The sequence below is a fragment of the Nevskia soli DSM 19509 genome, assembly GCF_000711955.1.
Lineage (GTDB): Bacteria > Pseudomonadota > Gammaproteobacteria > Nevskiales > Nevskiaceae > Nevskia > Nevskia soli.
Map to the genome: position 1 here is coordinate 59,462 of NZ_JONR01000010.1, position 12,606 is coordinate 72,067.

At 66.1% G+C, this 12,606-nt stretch carries 11 protein-coding genes and 1 pseudogene; 8 read left to right on the forward strand and 4 right to left on the reverse strand.

The genetic code is table 11. The features are described 5' to 3' along the window. Positions 1–31: 31 nt before the first annotated feature. Genes BP26_RS29275 through BP26_RS0106595 form a run of 4 tightly spaced genes read left to right on the forward strand, consistent with a single transcriptional unit; the run spans position 32 to position 2,650 of the window. The gene (locus BP26_RS29275; RefSeq protein WP_157572397.1) at positions 32–172 is read left to right on the forward strand and encodes a hypothetical protein; all 141 of its coding nucleotides are present in this window, start codon (positions 32–34) and stop codon (positions 170–172) included. Continuing rightward, positions 169–1,029 carry a diaminopimelate epimerase gene (gene dapF, locus BP26_RS0106585; RefSeq protein WP_029919781.1) on the forward strand — a complete coding sequence of 287 codons (861 nt, stop codon included), beginning with the start codon at positions 169–171 and terminating at the stop codon, positions 1,027–1,029. Before BP26_RS29275 ends, dapF begins: the two co-directional genes overlap by 4 nt. Next, a complete protein-coding gene (locus tag BP26_RS0106590) occupies positions 1,017–1,739 on the forward strand; it encodes a DUF484 family protein (RefSeq protein WP_029919782.1) in 723 nt (240 codons plus the stop codon). Before dapF ends, BP26_RS0106590 begins: the two co-directional genes overlap by 13 nt. Continuing rightward, positions 1,736–2,650: a tyrosine recombinase XerC gene (locus tag BP26_RS0106595; protein ID WP_029919783.1), complete on the forward strand. Its 915-nt coding sequence runs from the start codon at positions 1,736–1,738 to the stop codon at positions 2,648–2,650. The genes BP26_RS0106590 and BP26_RS0106595 overlap by 4 nt, the downstream gene beginning before the upstream one ends. Before the next feature lie 7 nt (positions 2,651–2,657). Here the strand turns inward: BP26_RS0106595 and BP26_RS0106600 are convergent, their stop codons facing one another. Continuing rightward, a complete protein-coding gene (locus tag BP26_RS0106600) occupies positions 2,658–2,966 on the reverse strand; it encodes a hypothetical protein (RefSeq protein WP_029919784.1) in 309 nt (102 codons plus the stop codon). A gap of 3 nt (positions 2,967–2,969) precedes the next feature. Beyond that, a complete protein-coding gene (locus BP26_RS0106605; RefSeq protein ID WP_029919785.1) occupies positions 2,970–4,964 on the reverse strand; it encodes a linalool dehydratase/isomerase domain-containing protein in 1,995 nt (664 codons plus the stop codon). A 217-nt stretch (positions 4,965–5,181) separates the two neighbouring features. On the opposite strand from BP26_RS0106605, the gene BP26_RS0106610 reads away from it, so the two are divergent. After that, entirely contained in the window at positions 5,182–5,805 is a 624-nt protein-coding gene (locus BP26_RS0106610; protein WP_051748468.1) for a TetR/AcrR family transcriptional regulator, read from the forward strand. 209 nt (positions 5,806–6,014) lie between these two features. Here the strand turns inward: BP26_RS0106610 and BP26_RS0106615 are convergent, their stop codons facing one another. Next, positions 6,015–7,295, reverse strand: a complete 1,281-nt coding sequence (locus BP26_RS0106615; RefSeq protein WP_029919787.1) for a phospholipase D-like domain-containing protein — start codon at positions 7,293–7,295, stop codon at positions 6,015–6,017. A 391-nt stretch (positions 7,296–7,686) separates the two neighbouring features. On the opposite strand from BP26_RS0106615, the gene BP26_RS0106620 reads away from it, so the two are divergent. From BP26_RS0106620 to BP26_RS30540, 3 genes and pseudogenes are all read left to right on the forward strand, one after another. Further along, entirely contained in the window at positions 7,687–8,811 is a 1,125-nt protein-coding gene (locus tag BP26_RS0106620) for a Kelch repeat-containing protein (RefSeq protein ID WP_029919788.1), read from the forward strand. 124 nt (positions 8,812–8,935) lie between these two features. Next, complete coding sequence (locus BP26_RS29280; protein ID WP_157572398.1) at positions 8,936–9,427, forward strand: hypothetical protein; 492 nt, start codon at positions 8,936–8,938, stop codon at positions 9,425–9,427. A gap of 354 nt (positions 9,428–9,781) precedes the next feature. After that, positions 9,782–9,967 (forward strand): annotated as a pseudogene (locus BP26_RS30540) (IS630 family transposase); the annotation flags it as partial. Between the two features lie 64 nt (positions 9,968–10,031). On the opposite strand, the gene BP26_RS0106630 reads toward BP26_RS30540, so the two are convergent. Continuing rightward, complete coding sequence (locus BP26_RS0106630; protein ID WP_029919789.1) at positions 10,032–12,605, reverse strand: cation-translocating P-type ATPase; 2,574 nt, start codon at positions 12,603–12,605, stop codon at positions 10,032–10,034. Between the last annotated feature and the right edge of the window lies 1 nt (position 12,606).

Here is a 12,606-nt window from a genome sequence, read left to right on the forward strand (position 1 = left end):
CATTCCGCCCTTGTCATTGATAAGGATAATAATGAGAAAGATTCGTGTTATCAAGCAGGTGAGGATTCCGGATTTGTCAGGGATGCTGCGGTGGCGCGCGCCGCACGAGGCCCGCGCGATGCAAAAAACTGTTTCAACGGCCGGCGATCAGGCCGATAATCTGCGCCCATGAATCTCCCCTTCGCCAAGATGCACGGCCTCGGCAACGACTTCGTCGTCATCGACGCCACGCGGGCGCCGGTGCACGAGCTGTTGCAGACGCCTTCGCCGGCCCTGCTGCGCCAGCTCACCGACCGCCGTTTCGGCGTGGGCTGCGACCAGGTGCTGCTGATCGAGCCGGCGCCGAGCGCGGACGTGGATTTCGGCTACCGCATCTTCAACGCCGATGGCTCCGAAGTGGGCCAGTGCGGCAACGGCTCGCGCTGCCTGGCGCGCTATGTCCGCGACCACGGCCTCAGCGACAAGCGCGCGCTGCGGGTGAAGACCAGCACCAGCCTGCTCGAAGTGCGCCTGCTCGACGACGGCCAGGTGCGCGTCAACATGGGGCCGCCGCGCTTCGAGCCGGCGCAGATCCCGATGATCGTCCACAGCGGCGGCCGCTCGCCCGAATACGGCCTGACCCTGGCCGACGGCACCGCCTTGGCCTGCGGCGCGGTGAGCATGGGCAATCCGCACGCGGTGATCGAGGTGGCCGACGTCGACGCGGCGCCGGTGGCGGCGGTGGGCGAGGAATTACAGCACCATCCGGCATTCCCGCAGCGGGTCAACGCCGGCTTCGTGCAGTTCGTCGATGGCGGCCATGCGCGGCTGCGCGTCTACGAGCGCGGCGCGGGCGAGACCCTGGCCTGCGGCAGCGGCGCCTGCGCGGCGATGGTGGTGGGGCGCATCTGGGGCAAACTGGGCGCCAGCGCCGCCATCCAGGTGCGCGGCGGCACCCTGCAGCTGGAATGGGCGGGAGAAGGCGAGCCGGTGTGGATGACCGGCCCGGCGGAAACGGTATTCGAAGGGAGCTTGGTGTGGCCGAAGTAAGCGAACCGAAGGAACAGGCGGCGGACGACGCGGCGCCGGCCGAAATGGCCAGCGAAGCGCAGGTGGTGGCCTACCTCAAGGCCCACCCGCAGCTGCTGACCGATCACCCGCAACTGCTGGAAATGCTGGAAGTGGCGCACTCCGCCGGCTCGGCGGTGTCGCTGATCGAGCGCCAGGTGGAACTGCTGCGCGGCAAGAACGCGCGGCTGGAAGCGCGCCTGAACCGCCTGATCGACACCGCGCGCGACAACGAAACGCGCGCCGAAAGCGTGCTGCGCCTGGCGCGCGCCCTGATCCGCGCACCCTCGCTCGCCAATATCGTGGTCGGCCTGCGCACCTCGATGCGCGACGATTTCGACATCGACGAGGTCTTCGTCGGCCTCAACGCCGGCGCCTACAAGCGCCACGACATCGACGGCATCGTGCCGATCGAACCCAGCGGCGCCATTGCCCGGGTGTTCGACAATTTCATCCGCACCCGCCTGATCGAATGCGGGCCGATCAGCGAGGAGCGCACCAAGCTGCTGTTCCCCAAGGCCGCGCAGCCGGTGCTGTCGGCGGCAGTGGTGCCGCTGGAGAAAGAAAAGAACCTCGGCATGCTGGTGCTGGGGTCGCGCGACGCCGAACGCTTCCAGCCCCGCCAGGGCAAGCTGTTCCTGGAAATCACCGCCGAACTGGTGGCCGCCGCGGTACGCGCGCGCCTGACATGAGCGAACCCGCCAGCGCACTCGAACGGCTGCTGGCGGGCTACATGAGTCATCTGCGCGTCGACCGGCGCGCCTCCGAACACACCCTCGAAGCGACCCGCCGCGACAGTACCGCGTTCCTTGCCTATTGCGCGGAATGCGGCATCCACGAGCCCAGGCGCGTCGACATCCACACCGTGCGCGGCTTCATCACGCGCCTGCACCGCAAGGGCCAGCAGCCCTCCAGCCTGCGGCGCTACCTGTCGAGCCTGCGCGGCCTGTTCCGCTATGCGCTGCGCGAGGGCCTGGCCGAGCACAACCCGGTGGCCGGCGTGCGCGGCCCCAAGGGCAAGCGCGAACTGCCCAAGGTGATCATGGCCGAGGACCTGGACAACGCCCTCAACCTGGAAGCCGAGGGGGAACTGGGCGCCCGGGACAAGGCGATGGTCGAGCTGTTCTATTCCGCCGGCCTGCGCCTGGCCGAATTGCAGAAGCTCGACGTACCGCCCGGAGACCGCTTTCCCGACGAAGTGCGGGTACTCGGCAAGGGCAGCAAGGAACGCATCGCCCCGGTCGGCGGCAAGGCGCGCGAAGCGCTCGACGCCTGGCTGCGCGAGCGCGGCGCCATGGCCGCGCCTGAGGAGTCCGCGCTGTTCGTCGGCCGCAACGGCCGGCGCCTGTCGCAACGTTCGATCGAACTGCGCCTCGCCGCCTGGGCGCGCACCGTGGGCCTGCCGGCGCACCTGCATCCGCACAAGCTGCGCCACTCCTTCGCCACCCACATGCTGGAAGCCAGCGGCGACCTGCGCGCGGTGCAGGAACTGCTCGGCCACGCCAACCTGTCCACCACCCAGATCTACACCCAGCTCGACTGGAAGCGCCTGGCCAAGGTGTACGACGAGGCGCATCCCAGGGCCAAGCGCCGCATCACCTAGCCTCGCGTCAACGCAGCGAGGCTGATTCCCCGGCAGCCACCGCCTTGCCGATTCCGCAAAGCGCCGCCAGCGGCGCCGTCAACGTCGACGAACCCCGGGCCAGCCATGCGCCGCCACCAGCACCGGCGACGATTCCCACTTCGATCGCCAGCGCGGCCAGCAGGCCCTTGCGCCATGACGGTTGGCGCGGAGCAGCCGGCACCTGCTCCATCCGCGAGCGGCGCCACGGCAGCAGCCCGGCGATGCGCCGGCGCCAGGACTGGCTCAGAGCCAGGCACTGGCCGATGAGGAAGGCGAGAAAGGCGCAGCAGGCCACGGCTCAGGCCGCCGGACTGACGCGGAAGGAGTGCGCCGCCGACACTTGCGCATGCACCGTGGCCATGCCGCGCGTATCGGCGGTAACCGTGGCCTGCTGCAATCCTTCGCAGCGGTAGGCCGCTCCGGGACGCAGCTGGCTCAGTTCCAGCGCGTAGGTGCCGCCGACGGCGGCAGGCCGGCCCGGGCGCAGCACACAGTCCAGTACGCCGCCGTCGTTGCGGGCGCGGGTTACCAGCACGTCGGGATACGGCGCCGCGGCAAGCAGGGGGCCATTCAGCGTTTCCGCCGCCACGCCGCGCGCATGCAGGTTGCGTCGCGTGGCGGCGCCCTGGCTGAACAGGCCGAGCAGGCTGGCGTGGGCAAAGTTGGAAACGCCCTGGTGCCGCACCACGCCATCCGCGTAGCCGCGCGGGAACTCGTCGCGCACCCGCTGCCGCAGCAATTCCAGCACCTCGCCGTCGCCCATCTCGCCAGCCGCCGCGCCGACCTGGGCATAAGTGGTGATCATCGACTTGCGGTAGTTGCCGGTGTCGATCGCATCCCAGCCGCGGGTGAGCAGGTCAACCTTGCCGTCGGCCACGCGGATGAAGTCGAGCCGCGCGATCTCCCAGGCGCGCCGTGCCACGTCCGGCAGGATGCCGTGCAGGAAGTAGGCGGTGACGCAGTCCGCCATCACCGAGGTCAGCGCCGCGATGGTCAGGCCGGTGCGGGTGGAGCGGATCGCCAGCGTGCGCCCGTCCAGGGTGGTGAACTCGTTGTCGAAATGCCGGCGGTAGTCGGCCTCGATTTCCGACCACCAGCGGGTGCCGTAGAGGCGGTCATGGATCTTCAGGGCGATGCCGCCGAAGTTGTTGCACAGCGGATAGATCCAGTTCGGCTCGCAGGGAAACAGGGTGAAGCGGCTCCGCTTGAAGTTGCGGTACACCGCCTCGGCCAGCTGCGAGAAGGTATAGCGCCACTCGCGGCCGTCCGGATGGCGCAGCACCAGCGGACTGTCGTTGTAGCGGCTGTCTCCCGTGTTGGAGATGTATTCGGCCAGCATCGCGCCGAACCAACCCGAGTACATGATGTTGTCGCGCGGCACCGGGTCCGGGTCCAGGCTCAGGTTGCCCCAGGCGTTTTCCAGCGCCCAGTATTTCCAGTTGCGGTGGTCCAGCATCTTGAGGTGCAGGTTCTGCTGCGCCTGCGCCAGGTAGCCGCGGAACGCCGGCAGGTGCTCATACTGCAGCGCCGCCAGGGTGTAGCCGAAATTGCACACCTGGTAGCGGATGGACGCGGTCTGGAACTGGTCGATGCTGTCGAAACCGTCGAAGCGTTCCAGCGGCTGCAAGGCGCGATCGAGTACATGGCGCAGGTATCCGGCGGCTTCTTCGGGCATGCCGCCGGCATCCGGCCGCGCCACGGCGGCAGGCGTCGCCGGCTGGGCGGCGAGCCTGGCCAGGTGGGCATTGCGCCGGTCGCGGTCGGTGATGGCCTGCGCGCGATAGCGCGCACGGCCGCGCAGCATCACCGCCGCCGCCGCGACGATGGCGGCGGCCAGCAGCCAGGGCGCGCCGGACCAGCCCGGCACCGGGGCGGTGGCGGCGGCCAGCAGGGCGGCCCCCAGCCAGACCGCCAGCGGCGCGATGATGTTGCCGCTGCCGAACCAGGCGAACAGCGCGGCGCCGAACAGCAGCAGGGTCAGCAGCAGGCCGGCGACGGCGCCGACAGACGGCCACAGGCCGCCGCCGAGATGGCCGAGGAAGCCGCCGCCGGGCAGCATCAGGCCCAGGCCGCCGGCCCGCAGGGCCGGCCCGGCGCCGAGCGCCAGGGTGAAGCCGGTCAGCGCCAGCAGCACATAGAGCAGAAACGTCCTGCGCAACCGGGACGTCGACAGCGGGCCGTCGACGGTGTCGCGCACGGCGATGGGCGCGATCGCCGACGCGGGGCCGCCGGAATTGCCCTTGCCGCCACTTGAAGGAACACGGAACTCCGCAATGGGGCTGACGCTGCTCATGAGTCTCCTCCGGCGCGGCCTGTAGTGGAAAGCGGGGCCGCTGACGTATCGAGTAGTAACACGGAAATGGACACTGTGTCTATATTAAAATAGACAGTGCGTCTATTTTCCGGGCATTGCCGCGCCGCGGTCCCCGGCGCGCCGGCACGGCATCGACCACTGGCGCGGCGAACCGTTAGAGTGGCGGGCATCGACCGACGCCAAGTGATGCAGCTCCATGCCGACCCGACGCACCCGCGCCAAGCCAGTTGCCGACCGCCCCCGCATCGAGGACAAGCTGCTGCGGGCGATGGAGCAGCTGCTGGCCGAGGGCGGCAGTTTCTCCAGCGTCAGCATCGAACAGCTGACCACCGCCGCCGGCATCGCCCGCGCCACCTTCTACCTGCACTTCCGCGACAAGGGGGAGCTGGTGACGCGCCTGATGGAACGGGTCAGGCAGGAGATCGTGAGCTCGGCCGGACTATGGTTCCAGCATGCCGAGCTGGCGCAGCGCGAGGACATGCGCCGGGCGCTGCGCGGCATCCTCGGCGTGTACCGCGAGCATCGCGTGATCATCGACGCCGTGGTGGAGACCGCCACGCGCGATGCGGCGGTGGCGCGGCTGTGGCGCGAGACCATGGAAGCCCTCTGCGCCGAAAGCCGGCGCGCCGTGCTCAGCCTGCGCCGGGCCGGCCGGGCCAACGCGGCGGCCACGCCCCTGCTGGCCGACGCGCTGACCTGGAGCGTGAACCACTGCGCCCTGCAATATGGCCGCCGCCTGCGCGGCGCCCAGCTGGAGAAGCTGGCCGATACCCTGACCCATATCTGCTGGAACGCCATCGTCGCCGACGAAGCGGCGTAGGCGCTGTCGCTGGACCTTTCCGCCATCAATTCCGCCGCCCGACAAGCGTTTGGCCGCGCGCCCGGCTTGCTCCAGGCCGAATGCGTCGTCCGCGAAAGGCTTTTCTCCGGCGGCGGGATGATCCGACTGCAACGAGACGTGACGACAAGTTGAACAAGCCATCGATGAACGCCGATCGAACTTCGGCATGCTGGTCAAAGCGCACCGGCTTAAAGGAAAGCTTCGATCAGCCGCGCACGCTGTTCTCTGAACCGTTCCATGAAGCCGCGCCGCTCCCAATCGGAGAGCTGGATCGGCTTTGACTGCGCCGTATCATCCCGAAACAGGGACTCCATTTCCTGGCCGAAGGTCCGGCTGAGAATGACGGTATTGATCTCGTTGTTCAAAACCACGCTGCGCCAATCCAGGTTGGACGAGCCCACGCTGCTCCAGTCGCCGTCGATCACGGCGGTCTTGGCATGCAGTACGCGACCCTGGAATTCGTAAATGTGCACGCCGCTTTCGAGCAGGTCTTCGTAATGCGAACGGCCTGCTTCGATGGCCAGATTTGAGGTGCTGCTGGCCGGGACCAGCACGGCGACATCGACCCCGCGACGGGCGGCTCGCCGCAGCGCCCTGACCAGATCCGGCGTGGGAACGAAGAAACCGGTGGTAAGGTGAACCGATTTGCGCGCCAAGGTAATCGACACCAGCAGAGAGCGATAAATGGCGTGGTCGTGCACCGCCGGTGTATTTGTGATCACCTGCAGGAGGAAATCCCCTTTTGCGCCCGGGACCGGGGCTGCGTGATCATCAAGGGGCGGCCCCTTTTGCTCCTTCCAGACTTGCTTGAAGCACTCTTCCAGATCCGCTACAGCCGGCCCTTCGATCCGGATGTCTGTATCCCGCCACGGCTCGCCGTCGGCCAACGCACCCGGCGGCACCCGGCGGCGCAGATAGACCCCGCTGATATTGACCCCGCCGGTGACGGCAATTTTTCCGTCCACCACCATGACCTTGCGATGGTCCCGCCGGTCCACCAGATCCTCGACCACGGCGGCCGGATCGATCGGGCTAAACTCCAGGACGTGAATGCCGGCGGCTCGCAGTCCGTCGAACATCGCCGCCGGGGTGTCCACCGAACCCCAAGCGTCGTAGATCAAATAGACTGCTACGCCTCGTCGACTGGCGTTCACCAGCAGTTCTGCGAACCCCCGGCCCACCGACTCGTCGAACCAATAACTTTCCATGTAGATATAGCGAGTCGCACCCGCGATGGCCGCCTTCATGGCGGCATAGGTGGATGACCCGTCGCGAAGCAGATGGACGCTGTTGCCTTCGCTGAAGGGTACCCCGGTGATTTCCTCGTAATGATGGCGCAGCCGGTCGATGCGACCATGGGAATCCGCGCCCTGCAGCGCGCGGTCAATGTCTTGGTCCGCGTCGGGTAGGTGTGCGCATCCGACCAGTCCCACGAGCAGCAGGGAGACGCAGGAAGTTGTAATGCGCACAGCAAGTAGATTCCTCTAGGATAGGCCTCGGCCGGGCCGCACGGGTCCGAGTTCGCGATTGCCGAAACAGGACTTCAGTTGGAGGTTCGGCGGCGTCAAAAGTTGCAGGCGACCGCCGGAGTTCTCGCGAGCAGCTAATGATCGGGCCCTTTGGATGGGCCTTTCACCCGCCTCGTTTATCCATGGGAATTCCGAACGGCCGATTCAAGCGATGACCATCGGGGGCCAAACGGCGTCAATTGGCACTCCCTGATCGAAACGCGGTCGTTCGTCGGTGACCGCTTGCGGGTAGGCTGGCTCCAGACAATTAGGAGTTGCTGCCATACAGCCGGTCGCCGTCGGCCCGTACCGGCCGGTCACGAACGGCAACTTTGGGGTAGGCTAACTGCCCATGGACGAAGACCAAGATGTATGGGCGCGCGAGGCGGTTGAGGAAGAGACAGATCGCCTTCGCAAGAGCGAGCCTCCACCGCAGATCGGCGAGGCGGAGTTCCTGGCGTGGCGCTCGCCGCGTGAGGTGGAGACGAATCCGACGCAGTTGGATAACCCGCTATGGCACTGGCTCGTGCGGACGCGCTTGAGCGCATACCAAGCCTGCAAGCTGTACTCAGGACCTGCCGAGCGCAAGGCAGGGCCGACGTGGTGCTTCGACCGTTTCGGCAAGAGTGAGACAGCGCTGCCGGATGGGCGGGTGATACACATAGGCGGAGAGCACGAAGACTTCTACGATCCGGACTTTCACATTTACAACGATGTGACGGTGATCGATGCGACGGGGGCCATCGCGATCTACGGATATCCGGAAGAGGATTTTCCGCCGACGGATTTTCACAGCGCGACGCTGGTGGGCGATGCGATCTATGTGATAGGCCGGCTGGGTTACGGGGTGACACGCACGCTTGATGCAACGCCGGTGTATCGGCTGCTACTCGGATCGATGCGGATGGAGGCGATGGCGACGCGAGGCGATGCGCCGGGCTGGATCCATAGCCACCAAGCTGTACTGGAAGAAGATGGGCGCACGATCGTCGTCAGCGGTGGCGAGCTATGGCTGGGGGCAGAATGCGCGATGCGTGAGCAAGTGGACTCTTGGGCACTGGATACAGGCAGCGGGGAATGGCGCCGGCTGACGCGGCGCGACTGGCAGCACTGGGTGATGCTGCGTGTGGATCGGCAGCCGAACCGGCTGTGGGATACGCGACAGGAGTTGTGGACTCGCAAGCATGCGCACCAAGGATTCAAGAGCTACTGGCGGCATACCGAGGAGCCGGATTTCGTGGCGCTGGATCAGCTCTACCGGATCGGTGATGGGCCGGCACCTAGCGAGGGCGAGGGATCGGGGAAGTACAGCGCGGTAGTCGATGGAATGAAGGTGCGCTTCAATGAAGACAGGTTTTTTGTCGAGGCGATCGTCGAAGGGCAACTTGCGTCAGAGCGGCTGGCTGAGTTGCAGCGCGCGACTCTGGCGTTGCTACAACGGATCGATGGCTGCGCATACGAGATCGAGCAAGCGTAGGGTGCGAGCCGCGTACACACAGCGGCCGGCCCGAAGCGGCCGCAGGTGAATGACGGCTTTCGGCTAAGCTAATGAGCAAGGATCGCAGGGGTCATCATCTCTGCCGACATGAATGAGGGAGCCTGTGAAGCTACGTGCATTGTTGTATTCAGGCGCTCTCGTCGCTGTATCTGCCGGCTCGTTCCTCTGGGGTGAACACATCAAAGTGCAGGAGGAGCGCAGCGTATTTCTGGAATCTGAGGCCAATCACCTTGCCATCGAAATCCAGATTGCTGCTATGACCCGAGCCGGCGATATCGATCGCGCGATTCATAGAGCCGAGGGGTTTATAGTGGGTGATGTGTTAACGCTGGCCATGTATAACAGTCCTGATCAGCCGCCTCTCACGCAACACCAACTGTCCGTGCTTCGGTTGGCCGCAGAATATCGCGACCTTTATCCGACCACCTTCGAGAAGCCTAATGCTTACGACGACAGCATAAAACCCCGCGTTGACCGGGCACTTGACCTGGGAGCTCGGTCCGGCGCCACAGAATATCAATGGTTTTCCACCAAATATCTTGGTCCTGCCGACCGGCGATCTGGCTCTGGGCTCGCTCCATCGACATCACCGTAATATGCCTCGGCCGAGCTCGGCCCTTTGCTGATGCCCGCCAATGGCCGCTTTCCGGGCGGGCAGTCCTATTCAAGGAACTGCAGTCGGGACCTGTGAGAGTATGACGATCATGACGAACGGCAACCTTCCGACGGATCCGGCCCACCAGGGTGCTAGGTGGTGGGTTTTGCTGGGTCTTGTTCTTGTTGGCTGCGCAATTTTCTGGGTTCGATTCCAACACGGAGTTCTGAATGACGTGCATGTTAGAGGCGCAAATCTACTTTTGTCCTTGATCGACTTCGCTCTGCTAGCTGTCTATGTGATTTTGAGAAGGCGACACAGGTCGCGTTGACGCGAGCGCGGAGTGGGCTGGCTTACCTGCCGCCCTATTCCCACGACCTCAATCCGATCGAGTAAATCTTCGCCAAGCTCAAGATCCTGCTGCGCAAAGCCGCCAAACGCACCGTCGATGCGCTCTGGGACCACATTGGCAGCCTCCTCGACGCACTCTCTCCGGAAGAGTGCAGAAACTATCTCACCAACGCAGGATATGTCGATTAGTAAATGGAAAATGCTCTAACGCACATGACGATGGCAAAGATCGAGAACGTCGAACGAACCACGCTCACGACACGGTTTTGACCATCCGATTTTGCACAAGTGGCGACAGCCAGCGTTTGCTGAACTCCAGTCCACAGATCAGCAGGATGCTCGCGCAGGTGCTGAGCGCCAGGTCATCCCAGTGCAGGGTGCCGAATCCGAACAAGTGCCTCAGGTAGGGCACATAGAGCACCGCGAGCAGCAGCGTCGCCAGCAACAGCAGACCACGCCAAAGCAGGACATTGGGACGTCGCACCGCATCGACCAGGGAAGTGCTGAAGCTGCGGTTGACGAAGATCAGGGCGACGTTGGTCAGGATCAGGGAGACGAAGCTGATGGCATGCGCATCCGGTTCGGGCATGCCGGCGGCGCGCAGGGCGGCGTGGAATCCCAGCAGCAGGCCCAAGGTCACCAGGCCCTGCAGCAGGCTCCAGATCAGCAGGCGGCGCGAGAACAGGGGCTCGCGCGGCGGACGCGGCAGGCGCTTCATGATGCCCTCTTCTTCCGGCTCGGCCTCGAACACGATCGAGCATACCGGGTCGATCAGGAATTCCAGGAAGGCGATATGCACCGGGCCGAGGATGGTGGGCCAGCCGAACAGCAGCGGCAACAGCGTCAGGCCGGCGATCGGCACATGCACCGCCAGGATGTAGGCCATGGCCTTGCGCAGGTTGTCGTAGATGCGCCGGCCGACCCGGATGGCACGAACCACCGAGCCGAATTCGTCGTCGAGCAGCACCAGGGCGGCCGCTTCGCGGGCCACGTCGGTGCCCCTGCCGCCCATGGCGATGCCGATGTGCGCGGCGCGCAGCGAGGGCGCATCGTTGACGCCGTCACCGGTCATGGCGACGATCTCGCCGGCGCCCTTCAGGGCCTGAACGATGCGCAGCTTGTGTTTGGGCATGACGCGGGCGCAGACCGCGGTGTGCTTGATGCGCTGGCCGAGCTGGGCATCGTCGAGCGTGTCGATGTCCGCTCCGCTGAGCACCGCGCGGGAGACGTCAAGGCCAGCCTGGCCGGCGATGGCGAGGGCGGTGGCCGGATAGTCGCCGGTGATCATCATCACGCGGATGCCGGCAGTGCGGCAGTCCTGGATCGCCTGCGGCACTGCCGGCCGCACCGGATCGGCCAGGCCCACCAGTCCGAGGAAGGCGAAATCGAATTCCCGTTGCGTCGCCGGCCAGACCGTTCCTTCGAACCGTGCCTGCGCCACCGCGATGACGCGCAGGCCGCGCTGAGCCATATCGTCCTGCGCCGCTTGCAGCTCGACGCGCTCGGCCGGCACCAGCCGGCACAAATCGATGATGGCCTCGGGAGCGCCCTTGGCCGCCACGGTGTAGCCGGTGTCGCCGGACTGGCTCCATACCTGGGTCATGGCCAGCAAATCGGGAGACAGCCCGTACGCATGCACCATTCTGCCTGCGGATGCGCCGGCACCGGCCAGCTCCAGAATGGCCCGCTCCATCGGGTCGGTCGGTTCGGTGGCGCTGGCCCGCGCCGCGCAACGCACAAGGCTTGTGCAGCCCGGTGGCAGCGCCGCACCGGCTTTTACTGGATGCACCGCTCCGGGCAGGCGCAGCTCGGCCACGCTCATGCGATTGAGCGTCAGCGTTCCGGTCTTGTCCGAGCACAATACCGTAGCCGCGCCCAGCGCCTCGATGCTGGACGCCCGCCGGGACAGGACATGAGTCTGGGCCAGGCGTCTTGCGCCCAGTGCCAGAAACACCGTGAGCACCAGCGGAAACTCCTCCGGCAACAGCGACATGGCCAGCGCGATGCCGGCGAGCAGGCCCCGCAGCCAGGCGCCCTTGGCCAATCCGTAGATCAGTACCACCGATGCGCTGATCGCCATGCCGGTGGCCGCGAACACGCGCACCAGCTTGCCCAGTTGCAGCGACAGCGGTGTCGCTTCCTCCTTCACCTGGGTCAGCAGCACGCCGACGCGGCCGAGCTCGCTGCGCGCGCCGGTGGCCTGCACCTGGGCCAGGCCGCGCCCGCGCACGATCAGCGAACCGGAAAACACATAGGACAGTCCATCTCCACCGGGATGCGGCGCAGCCTGCGGGGCGCCGGCCACGGCCTTGGTCACCGGCACCGATTCGCCGGTCAGCAGCGATTCGTCGGCGGCCAGGTCCTGGGCCGACAGCACCAAGGCGTCCGCCGCCACGCGATCGCCCTCGCTCAGTACCAGGATGTCGCCGCATACCACCTCGCGTCCGGCGACGCGCAGCTGCCGGCCATCGCGGATCACCAGGGCGCGCGGACTGCTCAAGTCGCGCAGTGCCTCCAGCGTGCGCTCGGTGCGTGCCTGTTGCGCCACGGTGATGAACATCGAGAAGCCGCAAAACAACAGCAGCAGCACCGCCTCGCCGCGGTCGCCAAGAGCCAGATAGACCAGTCCCGCCGCCAGCAGAAGCTGGAACATCGGCTCGCGCAGGATGTCGGCGGCGATCTTCCACAGCGGCCGCTGGCTCTGCCGCGGCAGTTCGTTGGGTCCGTCGGTGCGCAGCCGCTCCTGCGCCTGCTGGTCGGTCAGCCCCCGCCGCAGCCGGGCTCCGGTGAGCGGATCCGTTACGCCAAGGCTGGCCTGGTCGGCCACC